At 73.6% G+C, this 17,431-nt stretch carries 17 protein-coding genes; 2 read left to right on the forward strand and 15 right to left on the reverse strand.

Annotated features, from left to right (window positions below):
* Positions 1-4: 4 nt before the first annotated feature.
* The 12 genes from ACIQU6_RS24930 to ACIQU6_RS24985 all read right to left on the reverse strand — a co-directional run bounded on the left by ACIQU6_RS24930 (position 5) and on the right by ACIQU6_RS24985 (position 12,551).
* A complete protein-coding gene (locus ACIQU6_RS24930; RefSeq protein ID WP_403483891.1) occupies positions 5-385 on the reverse strand; it encodes a hydrogenase maturation nickel metallochaperone HypA in 381 nt (126 codons plus the stop codon).
* Positions 386-532: 147 nt separating this feature from the next.
* The gene (locus ACIQU6_RS24935) at positions 533-634 is read right to left on the reverse strand and encodes a DUF6893 family small protein (protein WP_376568530.1); all 102 of its coding nucleotides are present in this window, start codon (positions 632-634) and stop codon (positions 533-535) included.
* Positions 628-1,194: a hydrogenase maturation protease gene (locus ACIQU6_RS24940; RefSeq protein WP_403483892.1), complete on the reverse strand. Its 567-nt coding sequence runs from the start codon at positions 1,192-1,194 to the stop codon at positions 628-630. Before ACIQU6_RS24940 ends, ACIQU6_RS24935 begins: the two co-directional genes overlap by 7 nt.
* The gene (locus tag ACIQU6_RS24945; protein WP_403483893.1) at positions 1,191-2,588 is read right to left on the reverse strand and encodes a hypothetical protein; all 1,398 of its coding nucleotides are present in this window, start codon (positions 2,586-2,588) and stop codon (positions 1,191-1,193) included. The genes ACIQU6_RS24940 and ACIQU6_RS24945 overlap by 4 nt, the downstream gene beginning before the upstream one ends.
* Positions 2,585-3,277: a DUF6084 family protein gene (locus ACIQU6_RS24950; protein WP_403483894.1), complete on the reverse strand. Its 693-nt coding sequence runs from the start codon at positions 3,275-3,277 to the stop codon at positions 2,585-2,587. The genes ACIQU6_RS24945 and ACIQU6_RS24950 overlap by 4 nt, the downstream gene beginning before the upstream one ends.
* On the reverse strand, positions 3,274-3,921 hold the full coding sequence (locus ACIQU6_RS24955) for a DUF5947 family protein (protein ID WP_403483895.1): 648 nt from the start codon (positions 3,919-3,921) through the stop codon (positions 3,274-3,276). Before ACIQU6_RS24955 ends, ACIQU6_RS24950 begins: the two co-directional genes overlap by 4 nt.
* Positions 3,918-4,463 (reverse strand): hypothetical protein, encoded by a 546-nt coding sequence (locus ACIQU6_RS24960; RefSeq protein ID WP_403483896.1) that lies wholly within the window; start codon positions 4,461-4,463, stop codon positions 3,918-3,920. The genes ACIQU6_RS24955 and ACIQU6_RS24960 overlap by 4 nt, the downstream gene beginning before the upstream one ends.
* The gene (locus ACIQU6_RS24965) at positions 4,460-6,241 is read right to left on the reverse strand and encodes a nickel-dependent hydrogenase large subunit (RefSeq protein ID WP_403483897.1); all 1,782 of its coding nucleotides are present in this window, start codon (positions 6,239-6,241) and stop codon (positions 4,460-4,462) included. The genes ACIQU6_RS24960 and ACIQU6_RS24965 overlap by 4 nt, the downstream gene beginning before the upstream one ends.
* A 67-nt stretch (positions 6,242-6,308) precedes the next feature.
* Entirely contained in the window at positions 6,309-7,394 is a 1,086-nt protein-coding gene (locus ACIQU6_RS24970; protein WP_403483898.1) for a hydrogenase expression protein HypE, read from the reverse strand.
* 156 nt (positions 7,395-7,550) lie between these two features.
* On the reverse strand, positions 7,551-8,255 hold the full coding sequence (locus tag ACIQU6_RS24975; protein WP_403483899.1) for a DUF4232 domain-containing protein: 705 nt from the start codon (positions 8,253-8,255) through the stop codon (positions 7,551-7,553).
* Between the two features lie 666 nt (positions 8,256-8,921).
* Positions 8,922-11,279 (reverse strand): MFS transporter, encoded by a 2,358-nt coding sequence (locus ACIQU6_RS24980; RefSeq protein WP_403483900.1) that lies wholly within the window; start codon positions 11,277-11,279, stop codon positions 8,922-8,924.
* 564 nt (positions 11,280-11,843) lie between these two features.
* Complete coding sequence (locus ACIQU6_RS24985) at positions 11,844-12,551, reverse strand: ScbR family autoregulator-binding transcription factor (protein ID WP_403483901.1); 708 nt, start codon at positions 12,549-12,551, stop codon at positions 11,844-11,846.
* A gap of 172 nt (positions 12,552-12,723) precedes the next feature.
* Between ACIQU6_RS24985 and ACIQU6_RS24990 the strand changes: the two genes are divergently transcribed.
* Together ACIQU6_RS24990 and ACIQU6_RS24995 are read left to right on the forward strand one after the other, a co-directional pair.
* The gene (locus ACIQU6_RS24990) at positions 12,724-13,692 is read left to right on the forward strand and encodes a ScbA/BarX family gamma-butyrolactone biosynthesis protein (RefSeq protein WP_403483902.1); all 969 of its coding nucleotides are present in this window, start codon (positions 12,724-12,726) and stop codon (positions 13,690-13,692) included.
* Positions 13,693-13,881: 189 nt separating this feature from the next.
* Positions 13,882-14,646 carry an SDR family oxidoreductase gene (locus ACIQU6_RS24995; RefSeq protein WP_403483903.1) on the forward strand — a complete coding sequence of 255 codons (765 nt, stop codon included), beginning with the start codon at positions 13,882-13,884 and terminating at the stop codon, positions 14,644-14,646.
* Positions 14,647-14,687: 41 nt separating this feature from the next.
* Here ACIQU6_RS24995 and ACIQU6_RS25000 read toward each other — a convergent pair whose 3' ends face one another.
* The 3 genes from ACIQU6_RS25000 to ACIQU6_RS25010 all read right to left on the reverse strand — a co-directional run bounded on the left by ACIQU6_RS25000 (position 14,688) and on the right by ACIQU6_RS25010 (position 17,053).
* On the reverse strand, positions 14,688-15,197 hold the full coding sequence (locus tag ACIQU6_RS25000) for a methylated-DNA--[protein]-cysteine S-methyltransferase (RefSeq protein ID WP_403483904.1): 510 nt from the start codon (positions 15,195-15,197) through the stop codon (positions 14,688-14,690).
* Entirely contained in the window at positions 15,194-16,681 is a 1,488-nt protein-coding gene (locus ACIQU6_RS25005; protein WP_403483905.1) for a bifunctional transcriptional activator/DNA repair enzyme AdaA, read from the reverse strand. Before ACIQU6_RS25005 ends, ACIQU6_RS25000 begins: the two co-directional genes overlap by 4 nt.
* Positions 16,682-16,825: 144 nt before the next feature.
* A complete protein-coding gene (locus ACIQU6_RS25010) occupies positions 16,826-17,053 on the reverse strand; it encodes a hypothetical protein (protein WP_274911865.1) in 228 nt (75 codons plus the stop codon).
* Positions 17,054-17,431: the final 378 nt, after the last annotated feature.

Raw genomic sequence — 17,431 nt, forward strand, 5'->3', positions numbered from 1 at the left:
GGGATCAACGCTCCTCGTGCGTCGGGGTGGGTAGCGGGCCGTCGTGCCAACTGACGTCCGCGATCCGCAGTTCGCGGCCGGACAGCAGCTCCACGGACGCCCCACCGCACCCGGTGCAGCTCAGCCGCGGCGGCCGGCCCGCCGGCCAGGTCCGCTCGCAGCAGCCGCAGCGGGCGCGGGCCGCGATCGGTTCGGTGATCAGCTCGGCGCCGGCCAGCGCCGTTCCCTCGATGGCGAGTTGGAAGGAGAAGGCCAGGGCGTCGGGGACCACCCCGGCCAGTTCACCGATCTGTAGCCGGACGCTGCTGACCGCGGCGGCGCCGGCGGGCGGGACCGCGCTCTCGACCTGGTCGATGACCGCCAGCGCGATGGACATCTCGTGCATCGGCCCGTCTCTTTCGGGTGTGACGACCGGTTGCCGCTGCCTCATTAGACGGCCCGACCCCGGGCCGCCCGGGATGCCTCGCCGGGCGGGGCGGTGGCATACACCGTTCGGTGCAGCGCGCCCCGCCGGCCGCGGGACCGACGCGCCTCACATGGCGCGCATCCGCAAGTACCGCTTGATGTCGGGCAGGTTGCGCAGGGCGACGGCGAGGATGGCGGCCAGCGTGCCGCCGAGGGCGATCTTCAGCATGGGGTGGTGTTCCTCTCGGTGGGGTCGGCGGGGACCGGCGCCGGCTCCGGTGCGCCGACCAACCGCAGCACGAGCCGGACGGCCTCGTCGACGGCGGCGGCGACCGGGGCGCTCAGGCCGATCCCCTCGGCGGTGTCGGCGGGTTCGCAGCCGACGACCAGGACGCGCTCCGGGCGGTGGGCGCCGGTGCCCGCGCTGAGCGTGCCGAGCAGCGCCAGGACGGCGTCCGGGGTCATGTGGTGGGCGTCGAGCGGACCGGCGCCGGGGCGGACGGTCGCGGCGGCGGGGTCGGTGGCGTCCAGGAGGTAGAGCGAGCCGGGCCGGCCGCCGCGCGCCGCGGCGTCCACCAGCAGCACCGAGGCGTAGCCGTCCAGCATCCGGTAGGCCAGGTCGACGCCCCGGATACCGGAGTCGACCAGGTCCACCCCGTCGGGGAGGGGGTGTTCCCCGAGCGCGCGGGCGGTCTCGACGCCGAAGCCGTCGTCGCCGAGGAAGATGTTGCCGACGCCCGCGATCAGGGTGCGGCCGGGCGGGAAGGGGCGGATCCGGTCGCTGTTCACTCGTCCTCCAGGGGCGCGACCTCGTCGGGTTGGAAGTAGAGGAACCGCCCCTGTTCGCGCCGGATGTCGGCGCCCGGGTCGCCGTCGACGGTCACCGCGAGGTGCACCCCGCCGTCCACGTCGTGCAGCACGGCCTCGACGCGCGCGGTACGGCCGTGCAGGAAGAGGTCCTGGGCGTCCGTGCGGCGCCGGCCGGGGCGCAGCGCCACCCGGCTGCCGGCGCCGACCGGGCGGCCGTCGACGGTGATGCGGTCGCTCAGCGGGTCCACGGAGCGGTCGGCGCCCGGGTCCCACCAGGGGGTGTCGGGGCGGGCCGGTTCCGGGGCCGGGTCGAGCCCGGTGGCCGCCCGCAACTCCCGTACGGCGCCGTGCAGCCGTTCCAGGACCTCGGGCGGCATCCCGTCGGCGAGGGCGATGACCTCGGCGGCCCGGGGGTCGGTGCCGCGGGCCTCGCGCTTCTCCTGGTCGGTGAGGGCCGCCGTGCGGAGGGTGAGGATCTCGTCGATCTCCAGGGCGTCGTAGAGCGCGCCGGGGCTCTCGGGGGCGATGGCCGGGTGGTCCGCCAGGATGATCGGGGCGGAGAGCACCACGTCCGCGCTGCCGGGCGGGCCGGCCAGGACCGGCCAGACGTGCTCGTTGCGGCAGTCGGCGACCGCGCCCCGGGCCCATTCGGGCGGGTCGGTCTGGGAGAGGAACCGGCCGGCGGTCAGGCCGAGCAGGAGGTGCGCGGCGACCAGCGACCGGGGCAGCGCCGCGTCCCGGTCGCCGGCGTCCGGGCCCGGCTGCCAGTCGCTGGTGTTCGTCACGGTCGCGGTCAACTGCCGCACCGCGTACGGGCCGGCGAGCTCCCGCGCGGTCAGTCGCAGCGTCCCGCTGATCTCCGCGCGGCGGCGCACCAGCCGGCCCACCTGCCGCCCGTCCGCGTCGTGTACCGGCTCGGTCTCCTCGCCCGCGGGCCGGGTGAACGGGACGGTGACGCCGTCGCCCGCCAGCCCGGCCACGGGGACGTCGACCGGGCAGCGCTCCTCGACGCCCTCGTCCCACGGGACCAACACCCGGTCGGGCAGCTCCAGTTCCGGGACGGTCTCGAACGTGCCGTCCGGGCGCAGGCGTTGGACGGTCCGCCGCTGGGCGCGCAGGAACCGCAGCTCGGCGCGGAGCCGGGCGCCGGCGCGGGGCTCCATGAGGCATGCGGTGCGCTGGTGGGACGGTTCGCCCCGGTCGGCGCCCCAACGGGGCGGCACCAGGACGCCGAACTGCCACCGGAGCCGGTTCTTGGCGGCGGACGCCCGGTAGGGGTAGAGCACATAGCCCTCGAAGAGCACGGCGTCCGCGACCTGCCGGGCGGTGGCGAACCGTTCCGCCAGGGTGTCCGTGGGCGCGGAGGTGGTCACGGTGCGGTCCTCTCGATGGCGGGGCGGGCGACGGCGGGGAAACCCCCGCGGGCGGGCGCGGCACCGTCCGCGGTGGCCAACAGCGCGGCGACGGTGGCCTCCCAGGACGGCAGGGCGTGTCGGGACCGGAACGCCAGCAGGGCGTCCAGGCTCTCCCGCGGCAGCCGCAGCCAACCGCAGCCGGGGAAGTGGGTGTCGGTCATCTCCCGCCACACGGCCACCGGGAGCCGGCACTCGGCCTCCTTGTGCCAGGGCACCGGCGCGACCTGGAAGCCACCCGGCCCGGCGAAGACCGTGCCGGAGAAGAGCAGCAGCAGCGGCACCTCGCCGTCCCGCAGGGCGTGGACGTAGCGGCCGGCGGCGACCTCCAGGTCGTGGCTGCACGGGACGGGGAGGTCCACCTCGGTCTCGCCGTGGAAACCGGGGACGACCAGGGAGACCTGGGCGAACTGGAGGGGCTTGAGGGTGCTGCCCCAACGGGACCGCGCGCCGAAGAGGCCCGCCAGTGCGGCGGCCTCCTCGGCGTCGTGGTCGCGCCGGGCCGGTTCGATGCGGAGCTGGCAACGTAGCGCGAGGGCGTGCACCCGGTCCCCGCCGGCGGCGGTGACCCGCAGGCGGAAGAGGAGGGTGGGGGCGGCGGCGTAGCGGTCGGCTCGGACGCCGGTGCAGGTGAAGGACAGCTCGGTCACGGCCGCCGGTCCTCCTCCCGTGGCTCCCGGGCCCGGCCCGCGACCTCGGTGAAGAACTCCGCCAGGGCGGCCCGGGCCTCGGCCCCGCCGTCGAAGCCCCGCCACACCGTCCGGAGCCGGCCGGTGAGTTCGTAGGCGCGGTCGACGGGGATCAGGTGGCAGTCGGTCCGGCCCGGGGTGCGGTGCAGCAGCAGGGCCTCCACGTCGGGGGCGAGGAGCCCGGCCAGCCGGGTGGCGTCGCGGACGGACTGCCGGGCGGCCGGGTCGAGTTCGCTCTCGGTGGCGCCGGCCGGGCTGGGGTAGAGCGCCACCATCCGGCCCAGCGCGGTGTTGTCCAGCAGGAAGGCGACGCCGACGGGGATCTGGAGCCGGTCCCAGAGCGCGTCGTCGAGGCGGTGCCCGGGGTCGGTGAGGTAGCGGTCGGGGACGGTGCGGAACTGGCCGCCGCCGGCGCCGGGGCGCTCGAAGAGCAGCGCGCAGTGCGGGCAGGCGCAGGCCAGCGCCCGGTTCCTGGTGTCGACCAAGTGGCGGTGCCGGTCGACGAGTTCGGTGCCGCACAGCTCGCAGCGCTCGGGCGGCGCCGGCGCCGGGGCCCGGAAGCGCCGCAGGCCGCGGTGGGCGGCGGCGGTGCGCGCGGCGCTCACGACACCGGGGCGGTGGTCGGCGGGCGGCGGGAGATCTGCAGCAGCGGCAACTCCGGCGCGCCGCCGGCCTCCCAGGCCACCGAGGTCACCTCCGGCGCGAAGCAGGACAGCGCGCCCTCCACCGCGGACCGGTCGGCAGCACCGCCGCATCCGCACCCCCCGGACGCGCCCTCCCGCAGTCGCAGCGCCCCGCTCTCCGGCACGAACTCCGCCACCTCCACCGCGTCCTGGCTCCGCACGCTCGCCAACGCCCGCCCGATGCGGGCGGTGACGTCCTCCGGGTGCAGGTCGTGCAGCACCAACAGGCTGGCGACCAACGCGTCGCCCAGCAGCGCGGCCCGCGGCCCGCCGGCGTCGGTGCGCCGCTCCACGAGGTGCAGGACGCGGGCCAGCCCGGCGCCGTAGAAGTCCATCAGGACCCGGACGAGCTCCTCGGCGGTGGCGGCCGTCGCGGCGTCGCCGCGCTCGACGAGCCGGTCCAGCAGTTCCTCGACCCGACGCCCCGTCAACTCGGCGTCTGGCACGGCGGTTTGGGCGGTCATCCGGCCAGCCCGCTCAGCCCGGTGGGGACGTGCATGGTCTCCACGGTCCGGCCGCCGACGTACATGTGGACGCCGCAGGGCAGGCACGGGTCGAAGCTGCGCACCGCCCGCATGATGTCGATGCCCTTGAAGTTCTCCGGGGTGTTCTCCTCGAAGATCGGGGTGTTCTGCACGGCGTCCTCGTACGGGCCCGGGGTGCCGTAGGAGTCGCGGGTGCTGGCGTTCCACGGCGTCGGCGGATAGGGGTGGTAGTTGGCGATCTTCCCGTCCCGGATGACCATGTGGTGCGAGAGGACGCCGCGCACCGCCTCGGTGAAACCGCAGCCGATGGACTCGTCGGGCACCTCGAACTTCTCCCACGTCTGGGTCCGTCCGGCGCGGACCTCCTCCAGCCCCTGCTCGGCGAAGTGCAGCGCCATGGCCGCCGCGTACGCCTGGAAGTAGGTGCGGGCGCGGTTGCGCTCCAGGGCGTTGCTCCACTTCGGGATCTTCCACTCGAAGCGGGCCTCGGGCCGGGTCATGCTGCGCGGCAGGTCGATGACGACGCTGTTGCCGGTGGCCTTGACGTAGGGGGTGTCGACGAGCCCGGACAGCGCGGTGGACCACAGGCGGGCGATCGGGCCGCCGCCGGTGTCCAGCGCCAGGTGCTCCTTGCCGTCGAACCAGCGCGGCGACATCACCCAGCTGTACTTGTCGTTGAAGTCCCGCTTCTGCGGGGCGGGGATGGTGTGTTGGTTCCAGGGGTGGCGGGCGTCGATGGGGTTGCCGAGCGGGTCGTGGGTGACGAACTTCTCCTGGCCCTCCCAGTCCTGGTAGTAGGAGCTGCCGAGGAGGATCCGGATGCCGAGGTTGATCTCGGTGAGGTCGTTGGTGACCAGCTTGCCGTCGACGATGATGCCCGGGGTGACGAACATCCGACGGCCCCAGTCCGTCATGTTGCGGTAGGTGAAGTCGCAGTGCTCGGGGTCGTTGAGGGCGCCCCAGCAGCCGAGCAGCACCCGGCGCCGGCCGACCTCCTCGTAGCCGGGCAGCGCCTCGTAGAAGAAGTCGAAGAGGTCGTCGTGCAGCGGCACCACGCGCTTCATGAACTCGACGTAGCGCATCAACCGGCTGAGGTAGTCGGTGAAGAGCTGGACGCTGGCGACCGTGCCGACGCCGCCCGGGTAGAGCGTGGAGGGGTGCACATGGCGCCCCTCCATGAGGCAGAACATCTCCCGGGTGTAGCGGCTGACCTGGAGGGCCTCGCGGTAGAACTCGCCCTCGATGGGGTTGAGGGCGGTCATGATGTCGGCGATGGTGCGGTAGCCGTGGTCGCCGGCGTGCGGGCACTCGGTGCGCTGGGCGAGCTCCCACACGCCGGGGTTGGTCTCGCGGACCATCTTCTCGCAGTAGTCGACCCCGACCAGGTTCTCCTGGAAGATGTTGTGGTCGAACATGTACTCCGCGGACTCACCGAGGTTGATGATCCACTCGCCGAGGTGCGGGGGCTTGACCCCGTAGGCCATGTTCTGCGCGTAGACGGAGCAGGTCGCGTGGTTGTCGCCGCAGATCCCGCAGATCCGGCTGGTGATGAAGTGCGCGTCGCGCGGGTCCTTGCCGCGCATGAAGACGCTGTAGCCGCGGAAGACGGACGAGGTGCTGTAGCACTCGGCGACCCGCTTCTGCTTGAAGTCGATCTTGGTGTGGATGCCCAGGCTACCCACGATCCGGGTGATGGGATCCCAGGACATCTCCGTCAGACCGCTGCCGTCACCGGCCGTCTTGGTCTTCGGTGCCATCGTCTGTGCACTGCCCTTCTTCGCTTACCGGTGTGGGGAACTGACGGAGCGTCGAGGAGAGGACCGGTCACCAGGGACGGCGGTAACCAGTGGTCAACTGCTCGCCGCGGTGCCGCCACTTGGGTTCGTGGTCAACGGTCTTGGCGGTGATGCCACGCAGTCGGCGTACGAGACCGCCGTAGGTCGCGCTGGCGGTGCTGGAGAGCTTGGCGCCGGGCGGCTCGTCCATGAACGGCATGAACTTGTCGGGGAAGCCGGGCATGGTGCAGGCGATGCAGACACCGCCCACGTTGGGGCATCCGCCGATACCGTCCATCCAGCCCCGCTTGGGCACGTTGCATTTGACCACGGGGCCCCAGCAACCGACCTTCACCAGGCACTTCGGCGAGTCGTAGGTGGTAGCGAACTGGCCCTGCTCGTAGTAGCCGGCCCGGTCGCAGCCCTCGTGCACGGTCTCGCCGAAGAGCCAGGTGGGCCGCAGCTGGTCGTCCAGCGGGATCATCGGGGCGGCGCCGGCCGCCTGGTAGAGCAGGTAGACCAGGGTCTCGGCGAAGTTGTCCGGCTTGATCGGGCAGCCAGGCACGCACACGATCGGGATGCCGGCCTTGGACTTCCAGTCCCAGCCGAGGTAGTCGGGCACGCCCATGGCGCCGGTCGGATTGCCGGCCATGGCGTGGATGCCGCCGTAGGTGGCGCAGGTGCCGATGGCGACGACGGCGAGCGCGTTGGGGGCGAGCCGGTCGATCCACTCGCTGGTGGTGATGGGCTGCCCGGTCTCCGGGTCGTCACCGAAGCCGCACCAGTAACCCTCGGGCTTGATGGCCTCGTTGGGGATGGACCCCTCGACGACGAGGACGAACGGGTCGATCTCGCCCCGTTCGCCCTTGAAGAACCACTCGATGAAGGTGTCCGCGCCCTGGGTGGGGCCGCATTCGAAGTCGATCAGCGGCCAGTGGACCTGGATCTTCGGCAGGCCGGGCAGGACGCTGAGCGCGATCTCCTCGATGCTCGGTTGGGTCGCCGCGGTGAGCGCCACCGAGTCGCCGTCGCAGCTCAGCCCGGCGTTGATCCAGAGGACGTGGATCGGGGACTCGTCCGCGTCGTTGCGCGCGGGCGAGGAGGAATCGGTTGCGGCAGCGGGTGCGGCTTTCATGGCGGTGCGCCTCCTCGGGGAGGTGGTGGGCGGGGCGCGCGGCGCGCCTTCCGTCCACCTTGGTAACACCGCCCGGGAGGCGTGGAGAGCCGACGGGGGCCGTTCCGGTGACGCACCTGCACCGGAACGGCCCCGCGGCCCGTGGGGGGGTGGTTCTTAGGACGGCACCCCGGTGGTCAGCGTGGACACCGTGAAGGTGCCGCCGCACACCCGCAGCCCGCCGCTGCCGGTGGTCATGGACTCCTTGGAGCCGGGCGGGTAGACGAAGACGATCTGCGAGTTCGACCAGCAGGGGGTGTCCGAGACGCCCTCGTTCACCGTGTGCAGCAGGGCGGACGCGCTCTGCCCGGGCTGGAGGCGGACGCTGCCGCCGGCGTCGCCCTCACGGGTGGCGGGTGTGCCGACCGCCGAGCCGTCGCGCTGGATCAGGGAGACGCCGGGGAAGCCGCGCAGCGAGCACGCCTTCTTGCCCTTGTTGGTGAAGATCAGCGGGATCCGGATGTTGCCGGCCCCGATGTCGGTGCGGCCCAGGCGCAGCGACATGTTCGCCGCGGTGCAACGGTCCGAGTCCGTCATGGCCGAGGGGTTGGCCTGGCTGGCGTTGGGGACGCCCTTGGCGCCGCCGGAGGGCTTGGCCCCGTTGGACGGCCGGGGCGCGTGGCCCGCGGACTGCGTGGCGCCACCGGCCGACGGCGTGCCGTTCGCGGCGGTGGCAGTGGCGGGTGCGGCGGCCGACGAGGAGCGGGACGCGCTGTTGTCCGTGCCGTTCTGACAGGCGGAGAGCGTCAGCGCGGTGACGGCGATCAGCGATCCGGCGGCGACGCGGCGGCCGCGACCGAGGGTCTTGAAGGTGAGCGACATGAGTCCCCCTCGTCTGGTAGGTGGGTACCCTCGTAAAGGTGGGTGCGTACGGTCCGTCCCTTGCTCTTCCAGCGTGCTCCCGAGCACTGCCGGTCCGCTAACGAGGGACTAACACCCCGCTAACGAGGCCGCGCGCCCGATGGGACGCTGCCCCGGTGGCCGGTGTGACCAGCCAGAACTCCGGTGCGCCGCCCAGGCTCGCAGAAATCCGCGCGGTTGCGGACGCGGCACTACGAGGTTCGGCCGTTTCAGCCTTCCTGCCCACCTGTCCCGGAATACCGCTTCCGCCCCAGGTGTCCCGGGCCGTGGGCCCATGCCCCTGGTAAGTGCGCAGGGGCGGGCTCCGGGCGTCGGTGCTGATGGTGCGGTAGCGCGACCGGGGCGGACCGGGAGTCCGCACTCGACCGAAATCCCACCATAGGGTGTGGACGAGACGCGTTCCTTGACGCTGGGGTTGCACGGGAACCGTGTTTTTCGGCCGCGGCGGGCGGGGGCCGGGGCGTCGTGAGCGGTGCCCTCGTTGGTCGGTGACGCGATGTCACGTCCTTTCGGCGGGCGCGGTCGCGGCGCGCGGGTCGGGGGTGGGAGTGCGTGACGGGCCGTCATCTGCCCCGGCCCGTCACCTTCCTTGGGTCTGGCGCCCCGGGCCGTCGCGGACGGCCCCGGTCAGTTTCCGGCCGCGGGGTGGGCGAGGTCCAGGTCGAGGTGCGCTTCGGCGCCGTTGGCGAGGGATACGGGGGCGGCGTGGGGCGCATACCCGGCCGCGGACAGGGTGTAGTGGCGGGCGGCCAGGTCGGTGAAGGCGTAGGCGCCGTCCGGGCCCGTGACGGTGTGGGCGACGACCGTGCCGTCTTCCAGGAGCGTTACCGAGGCGTCGGCGAGGGGGCGGCCGTTGGGGGCGAGGACCGTGCCGGCGACGGTGGCACTGGGGTGCAGGCGGATCTCCCGGGCGTGGGGGGCGGCCGGGCGGTCGCCGGGGGTCAACTGGACCGCGCGGGCGGTCGGTTGGTGCCCCGGCGCGCTGAAGACGAGGGTGTAGTCGTCGTCCGGCAGGTGGGGGAGGGTCCACCGGCCGTCGGTGTCGGTGGCCGTGGCGGTGACCACGTCGCCCCGCGCGTCGGTGACCACGACGCTGGCGTCGGGCAGGGGGGTGCCGTGCGGGCCGCCGAGCAGGGTGCCGTGGAGGATGCTGTCGGTGGCCGGCAGGACCAGGTCGGCGTCGGCCACCGTGCCCGCGCCGAAGTGCGTGGCGGAGGTGGCCTGCGGGGCGTGGCCGGGGGCGGCGGCGGTGAGGACGTAGGTGCCCGCGGCCGGGGCGGCGAGGGCGTAACTCCCGTCGGGCGCGGCCGTGGTGACGCCGGCCTGCTGCCCGTGCCGGTCGATGAGGGTGACGGTGGCGCCCGGGACCGGCTCGCCGGTGGCGTTCGTGACCCGACCCCGGAAGCCGGCGGGGTCGGTGAGTTGGGCGAGCGTCGCGGGTGCGTCGGCGGTGGTCGACCCGGGGGCGGTGGGCGTCGACTCGACCTCGTCCGTGGGCCGCGGGCGAGGCGGGGACGTGCGCGGTGAGGGCAGGAAGGCGGCCACGAGCACGCCGAGGGCGACCGCGGCTGTGGCGATCAGGAACGAGACCCGGAAGCCGGCCATCGTGGGGACCGTGACCGAGCCCAGCGGCTGGGACATGTGCGCCAGGACCATGCCGATCACGGCGCTGGAGACGGAGGTGCCGATGGAACGCATCAGCGTGTTCAGTCCGTTGGCCGCGCCGGTCTCGGAGGCGTCGACGGCGCCGACGATCAGCGCCGGCAGCGAGGAGTACGCCAGGCCGATGCCGGCGCCGACCACCACCGCGACGACGGCGGTCTGCCAGGGGGCCTGCATCAGGCCGATGCCGGCGCCGTACCCGACGCCGATGATCAGCATGCCGAGCAGCAGGGAGACCTTCGGGCCGCGGCGGGCGGCGATCCGGGCGTAGACCGGCGCGACGAACATCATCGTTAGGCCCAGCGGTGCCACGCAGAGCCCGGCGACCACCATCGTCTGGCCGAGGCCGTAACCGGTCGACTTGGGCAGTTGGAGCAACTGCGGCAACACCAGCGAGATGGCGTAGAACGCCACACCGACCGTGATGGAGGCGAGGTTGGTGAGCAGCACCTCGCGGCGGGCGCTGGTGCGCAGGTCCACCAGCGGGTCGGCGATCCGCAGCTCCATCACGCCCCAGAGCAGCAGGATCAGCGCGGCGGCCCCGAACAGGACGAGGGTGCGGGGCGAACCCCAGCCCCAGTCACCGCCCTTGGTGATCGGCAGCAGCAGGGCGACGAGCCCGGCGGACAGACCGAGGGCGCCGGCGACGTCGAAGCGGCCGGGTGCCCGGACCGGGGTCTCCGGGACGATGAGCAGCGTGAGCAGCATCGACAGCACGCCGAGCCCGGCGGCGGTGAAGAACAGCGCGTGCCAGTCGGCGTGTTGGGCCACCAGGGCCGCGCCGGGCACCGCGAGTCCGCCGCCGACGCCTATCGAGGAGCTCATCAGCGCCATCGCCGAGCCGAGCCGCTCCCTGGGGAGTTCGTCGCGCATCAGGCCGATGCCGAGGGGGATCGCGCCCATCGCGAAGCCCTGGAGCGCGCGACCGATGATCATGATGACCAACTGGCTGGTGAATCCGCAGATCAGCGAGCCGATGACCATGACGCCGAGGCTGGCCAGCAGCATCCGCCGCTTGCCGTAGAGGTCGCCGAGGCGGCCCATGATGGGGGTGGCGACGGCGCCGGCGAGGAGGGTGGCCGTCATGACCCAGGTGGCGTTGCTGGGCGCCGTGCCGAGCAGCGTCGGCAGGTCCTTGATGACCGGGACGAGCAGCGTCTGCATCACCGCGACGGTGATGCCGGCGAAGGCGAGGACGGGGACGACCCCGGCGTCCGCCCTGCGGGGTGCGCGGTGTCCGCCGCCGGAGCGCGGGGGCAGCAGTGGTGGGCCGGCGGATTCCGCCGAACTCGCGGGGAGTTGATCCGTCGTCGTCTGGGTCATGCGGGCGGCCTCCAGAGCGGCAGGAGCGAGCGGAGCGGGTGCGCCGTGCGCGACGGTGCGCGGCGCTCGGGCAGGGGGCGACCCCTTGATACGTGCATGACGAACGTTTCACCGCGAGGGGCTATTCCAAGACACCTACGCGCGGCTTGCGCTTCGGGCGGTGATCTCGCTCACGCCCGCCGCTCTCGGCGGCCGCCCGTGCCAACTCCCGTGCACCGCACCGCCGATCGCCCCCGTCCCTGCGCAGGCCAACCGCGTGCGCCCGGCCGGCGACGCCCTCCTGGGGGCTCTCCTCGGCCTACCCCACTGTCCGCTCCCCGGTCCACGCCCGGGTCCGTCCGGCACGCCGTGCACCGCTCCTCCCCCGGCTCGTTTCGGACACTGGATCCAGTGAACCGCACGCCACTGACAATGCGTCCGCGCGGGGATCAAGAGTGGGTCAAAGGCGGAGTGCGGGCGCCGGCGCGCGCCGGGGACGGAACCGGCTTTCCGGTACACCGGGGGAGCTTCCGTTCCGGAGCTCCGCGCCCGGCGGATCCTCCCGTGCACGACGGGGAAGTCTCGCTACGGCGCCGCGTCCAGCAGGCGCGCTCCCGCCGCGTCCTTCGCGCCGTCGGAGGCGTCGCGCGCCTCCCGGTGCCGCCGGAGTTCCGCGTCGAGCAGTGCGCCGCGCTCCGGGTCGAGCCTGAGGCGGGCCAGCATGGCGGGCACGGCGATGGTGGGCAGGGTGTGCTCGAAGAAGACGGCCAACCGGTGACAGAGGTCGTCCTGGTCGGTGAACGCCTTCGACATCATCTGGATCCCGGCGAAGGCGCCGACGAACAGCTCTGCGGCGTCCCGCACGTTGACGCTCTCCAGGACCTCGCCCCGCGCCTTGGCCTCCTTGAGCAGGCCCTCGACGAACGACGTCCACGCCGACATCGACTGCCGGCGGTCGAGGCGGTTGGAGCCCTGCTCGATGGCCAGACGGGCGGCGCCGCGCTGGATCGCGTCGTCGCGGAGCCGGTAGGCGAGAATCTGCCCCGCGTCCACGAACTCCTGGAGCTTGATCTGCTGCGGCCGCACGGCGATGTCCAACACCTGCTCGTGCAGCACGGCCAGGGCGAGTTCCTCCTTGGACGAGAAGTGGAAGTACAGGGCGCCCTTCGTCACGCCCGCGCGCGTCAGGATCTCCGCGATGGTCGCGCGGTCGAAGCCGGACTCGTCGAAGACCGACGCGGCGGCTTCCAAGATCACTCGCCGGGTCCTGATCGCGCGGTCCTGACGTGCCACAGAACGCCTCCCGTCTCTCAAAGGCTTGAGTCTCTCAGCAATTCGCTACGGCTCAAGTTTCCTCCAGAACGGCGCCCTCCCCGCACCTCGGCACCAGCATTGAAAAGAAAACCGGATGGTACGTATCTTAAACCGTGTCCGGAGCTCTCCCGTTTGATGCCTAGGGGCTGTCATGAGCGACACGTTGCAGGTCAGCAGCACAGTTCGGCCCACGACCCGACGTCAGACGCAACCGGCCCGGAACCGTCCCGTCACGGCGCCCCCCGTTCCCGGCGAGCTCGTGCACCGCCCGCATCCGGAGGACGTACTGATCACGTCCTGGCAGCGCCGGGACGGCAGCCGCTTCTCGCTCACCGGCCAATGGCCCCACAACCACGGGTACTTCACCCCCAGCCACGGCCGGCACCACCTCGTCCTCACCGGCGAGACCATCCGCCAGGCCGGGTTGCTGCTCTCGCACAGCGAGCTCGGGGTCCCCCTCGGTCACCACTTCATCCTCAGTGACCTCGTCTACACGATGTCCCCCGGGCACCTCGCCTCCAGGACCGCGCCGACCCCGCTGGTCATCGACGTCACGTGCAGCGGCACCCGCATGCGGGCCGGTGCGCTGGCCAGCAGCCGGTTCGACATGACCATCCGCACGGGTGGTCATGTCGTCGCCACCGGTCACTCCCACGTGAACGTGACCTCGCCCGGTGTCTACCGGAGGATCCGCGGCGAACGGCTGCTGGCCCGGCCCGCCCCGGGCCCGCTCGCCCCACCGGTACCGCGGGAGTTGACCGGCAACGCCAGCGACCGCGATGTGCTGCTCTCCCCCACCGGGGAGCCGGGCCGGTGGCTGCTGCGGGTGGCGCCCGGGCACGCCACGGTCGTCAACCCGGCGAACGACCATGTCCCCGGGCTCTCGTTGCTCGACGCGGCGCAGCAGGCCGCCCGCGCGCTGTTCGCGCCCGCCCCCTTCGTTCCGTACGCCTTCAGCACGCAGTTCCACCGGTACGCGGAACACGGCGTGCCCTGTGTGATCGCGGCGCGCCGGATCCCTCCGACGCTCCCCGGCATCACGACGGTCGAGGTCGTCGGGGAGCAGCATGGGGAACCGGTTTTCGTATCGACCCTGACGGGGTTGGACGCGTACCACTGAGCAGGTGCGCCGGCACCGGCCCGGGCGGTCCGCCGAACTCGTAGGAGCCCGCATCAGGCATGCCCCATGAGCCTGGGCCCCTTCGGCCGGGAGACTGGCGCGCCGGGCGTTCCGCCCCGCGCGGGCGACGCCCCGCCCGGTCACGGTGGCGCCCGCCGCCGTCAGCACAACGGAAGGCCGACAACGACCATGGGTGACCTCAACGGAAAGACCGCGTTGGTGACGGGCTCCAGCCGGGGCGTCGGCCGCGGGATCGCCCTACGCCTCGCCCGGGACGGCGCGCTGGTCGCCGTCCACTACGGGCGGAACGCCGACGCGGCCGGCGAGACCGTCGAGCGCATCCGGGGCGGCGGCGGCCGGGCGTTCCCGGTTGCCGCGGAGTTGGGGGTACCGGGCGACGCGGAGACGCTGTTCGCCGCCTTCGACGCCGAACTGGCCGCCGCCGGCGCGGAACCCGGCCTGGACGTCCTGGTGAACAACGCGGCGATCAGCCTGCCCGGGCATATCGACGAGGTGACGCCGGAGGAGTTCGACCGGGTCCTCGCGGTCAACACCAAGGCGCCGCTCTTCCTCATCCAGCACGGTCTGCGGCGGATGCGGGACGGCGGGCGGATCATCAACGTCTCGTCCGCCGTGACCAGTACGGCCTTCCCCTCGACGCTCGCCTACGGGCTCTCCAAGGGGGCGCTCGACACCCTCACCCGCACCCTCGCCAAGGACCTCGGCGCCCGCGGGATCACGGTGAACGCCGTCGCGCCGGGTTTCCTGGAAACCGATATAAACGCCGCCATGCGGTCAACTCCCGAGGCGCATGCGGCACTTGCCGCCATCTCGGTGTTCAACCGGCTCGGCCGGCCGGCCGACGTCGCGGACGTGGTCGCCTTCCTGGCCTCGGACGACGCGCGCTGGATCACCGGCCAGCGGCTCGACGTGACCGGCGGCTCGATGCTCTGACGACCGGCGCCGCGGCGGTGCAACCGGCCGCGGCCGCCTCCTCAGGCGGCGCCCGGCACCGCCCCTTCGAGGTCCAGCAACTGCCGTTTCCGCTCCGGGCCGCCGGCGTAGCCACTGAGCGAGCCGTCGGCGCCGATGACGCGGTGGCAGGGCCGGAGCACCAAGAGCGGGTTGGCGCCGATCGCCGTCCCGACTGCGCGGACGGCGGCGCGCGGCGCCCCGATGGCGGCGGCGATCGCCCCGTAGGTGGTCGTCGTGCCGTACGGGACGGCCTCCAGCGCCGCCCAGACGCGCTGCTGGAAGTCGGTGCCACGGGGGACGCATTCGAGGGTGAACGGGGCGGTCGCGCCGTCGAAGTAGGCGCGCAGCTGCCGGGCGATGTCGGCGAAGGCGGCCGGGTCGTGCGTCCAGTCGTCCTGCACGACCGCCGCGCGCTTCTGGCCCGGCAGCGAGAGCGAGGCCAGCGCGGTGCCACCGGGGGCGGTGGCCGACCGCTCGCCGACCAGCAGGAGTTCGCCCAGGGGGCTGTCGAGGGTGGTGTACAGGGTCATGCGGGGTCGTGCCCTTCTGTGGGGTTGCGGTGCCCTTGAGGACAGCCGGCGGGCTCGGCGGCGTCGGCCGCCCAGAGGTGGTGGGTGGCGTACGAGCGCCAGGGGCTCCAGAGCTCCGGGGCGCTGCCCGGGGCCGGGTCGGCGAGGAGGACGTCGGGGTCGCCGAGGGCCCGCATGCGGACGTAGCCGGCGGTCCGGGCATCGACGCCGGGGAGCCCGCGGAGCGCGTGCTCGGCCCGGTCGCGGTCGGTCCCGGCGTCCAGGGTGACCTCGCCGGTGGCCAGCGCCTCGGCGAGGGCGCGCAGCGCGGCGGCGCCCGACCGGGACGGGACGAGGTCGGCGAGCGGCGCCCGGGCGAGCTCCGGGGCGCGCGGGAAGAGGTGGGTGAGGGTGCCGGCGGGCCGGGCCAGCGGCTCACCGTGCGCGGCGACCAGCGCCGCGCCCAGGGCGCGCCCTTCGGCGGTACCGGCCCGGCCGCCGAGGACGGCGCGCAGCGCGAGCTCGTCCGGGTCCACGGTTCCCGGGGAGCGCAGTCCCGGGCGGGCGGCGGCCAGCGGGGCCAACGCCGGGTCCGCGCCGAGCCGTTCACCGACCGCGTACGGGTCGGCGTCGAGGTCGAAGAGGCGGCGCAGGCGCTGGGCCGCGGTGGTCAGGTCGCGCAGCTCGGCGAGGTGCAGCCGGCAGTCCAGCCAGCCGTCGCCGGTGGCCTCGTCGACCTCGGCGATGCCGGTGCCGTTGGGCAGCCGCAGGGTGCGCCGGTACGTCCGCCGGCCGGGCTCCCCGGTGACCTCCTCGATGCCGGCGAGCGTCCGCAGCGCCAGGTAGTCGAAGATCTGCCGGGCCGCGTACGGGCCGCGGAACGCCAGCCGCAACGGCAGCACACCGGGGGTCGCGGACGGCGCGGCCGGGCCGGTGCGGGCGCCGGGTCCGGGGCGGACCGCGCGCAGGGTGCTCGGGGTGAGCGCGTAGATCTCCTTGATGGTGTCGTTGAACTGCCGGACGCTGGCGAACCCGGCGGCGAACGCGATCTCGGCGATCGGCAGGCCGGTGGTCTGGAGCAACACCCGTGCGGTGTGGGCGCGTTGGGCCCGGGCCAGGGCCGCGGGCCCGGCGCCGAGCTCGGCGGTCAGCTGCCGCTGCACCTGGCGGGCGCTGTAGCCGAGCCGGGACGCCAGTCCGGCGACGCCCTCCCGGTCGACCACCCCGTCACCGATCAGCCGCATGGCCCGCCCCACGACGTCGGCCCGGGCGTTCCACTCCGCGGAACCCGGCACCGCGTCGGGGCGGCACCGCCGGCAGGCCCGGAAGCCGGAGCCCTGGGCGGCCGCGGCGGTCGGGAAGAAGGTGACGTTGCGCCGGCGGGGGGTGGTGGCGGGGCAGCTCGGCCGGCAGTAGATCCCCGTCGTCGACACCGCGAAGAAGAACGCCCCGTCGAACCTGGCGTCCCGGCTCCGCACCGCCTCGTATCTGCTGTCCTCGCTCATCACACCCCCTACTGTGCGCCATCCCGGGCCCGCCTTCTGGCGGAAATCGGACGCGACGCTGGTGGGGGGCGTCGGGGCACATGCGTACGAGACGCGCTGCGACGGCCCGGATACCGGGCGGGTACCGCAGCGGCCGGGCCGGGGTCAGGCCGGCGGCATCGGCCAGTCGTCCAGGGAGCCGCCGCGCCATTCGACCAGGCGCGGGTCGTCCAGCGCGATGTCCTCGGCGGGGTCGGTGACCCCGGCACGGCGGAGGAACTCGGCCACGTCGCCGCGGCCGTGCGCCAGGCCGACGATCTGCCCGTGCACGGTCACCCGACGGCCACCGGACGGCGTCGGCGGGTGCACGATGACAGGCGGATGCTCGGACATGCCTCCAGCGTGCGACGGGCTCCGCGCGCTCGCACGTCGGCGGCGGTAACTCACCCGGACGGCTGGGCCTCGGTCCGGGCGGGACGGCGGCGCCGGGGGGCGGCGGACGACGCGCCGGTGCCGCGGCCGCAGTGCGGCGGCCGCGGCGCCGGGGGTCCGGTGCGGTCGCAGTCTGCGACCGCGGTCCGGGGCTCGGTAGCGGCCCAGGGACACCACCCCTGGGCAACGAGCCGTGGTTCGCGGCTCGTTGGCCAACCGCCCCTGAGGGTTCGGCCGTTGAGACCTCAGCCCTTGGGGGTGGGTGTGGCGAGGCGTTCGGTGCCGCGGAGGAGGGCGGAGTGGTCCAGGCCGCCGTCGCCTTGGGCGCGGAGGGAGGCG

Source organism: Streptomyces sp. NPDC090442, from assembly GCF_044769405.1.
In the GTDB taxonomy this organism is placed as follows: domain Bacteria; phylum Actinomycetota; class Actinomycetes; order Streptomycetales; family Streptomycetaceae; genus Streptomyces.

What these genes read in the sequence shown, in the direction of transcription:
- ACIQU6_RS25005 (WP_403483905.1), bottom strand. Translation starts at nt 16,681, where the DNA reads ATGAGCGAGGACAGCAGATACGAGGCGGTGCGGAGCCGGGACGCCAGG.
- ACIQU6_RS24990 (WP_403483902.1), top strand. Translation starts at nt 12,724, where the DNA reads ATGAGCGACACGTTGCAGGTCAGCAGCACAGTTCGGCCCACGACCCGA.
- ACIQU6_RS24995 (WP_403483903.1), top strand. Translation starts at nt 13,882, where the DNA reads ATGGGTGACCTCAACGGAAAGACCGCGTTGGTGACGGGCTCCAGCCGG.
- ACIQU6_RS24930 (WP_403483891.1), bottom strand. Translation starts at nt 385, where the DNA reads ATGCACGAGATGTCCATCGCGCTGGCGGTCATCGACCAGGTCGAGAGC.
- ACIQU6_RS24980 (WP_403483900.1), bottom strand. Translation starts at nt 11,279, where the DNA reads ATGACCCAGACGACGACGGATCAACTCCCCGCGAGTTCGGCGGAATCC.
- ACIQU6_RS25010 (WP_274911865.1), bottom strand. Translation starts at nt 17,053, where the DNA reads ATGTCCGAGCATCCGCCTGTCATCGTGCACCCGCCGACGCCGTCCGGT.
- ACIQU6_RS24970 (WP_403483898.1), bottom strand. Translation starts at nt 7,394, where the DNA reads ATGAAAGCCGCACCCGCTGCCGCAACCGATTCCTCCTCGCCCGCGCGC.
- ACIQU6_RS24965 (WP_403483897.1), bottom strand. Translation starts at nt 6,241, where the DNA reads ATGGCACCGAAGACCAAGACGGCCGGTGACGGCAGCGGTCTGACGGAG.
- ACIQU6_RS24975 (WP_403483899.1), bottom strand. Translation starts at nt 8,255, where the DNA reads ATGTCGCTCACCTTCAAGACCCTCGGTCGCGGCCGCCGCGTCGCCGCC.
- ACIQU6_RS24935 (WP_376568530.1), bottom strand. Translation starts at nt 634, where the DNA reads ATGCTGAAGATCGCCCTCGGCGGCACGCTGGCCGCCATCCTCGCCGTC.
- ACIQU6_RS25000 (WP_403483904.1), bottom strand. Translation starts at nt 15,197, where the DNA reads ATGACCCTGTACACCACCCTCGACAGCCCCCTGGGCGAACTCCTGCTG.
- ACIQU6_RS24960 (WP_403483896.1), bottom strand. Translation starts at nt 4,463, where the DNA reads ATGACCGCCCAAACCGCCGTGCCAGACGCCGAGTTGACGGGGCGTCGG.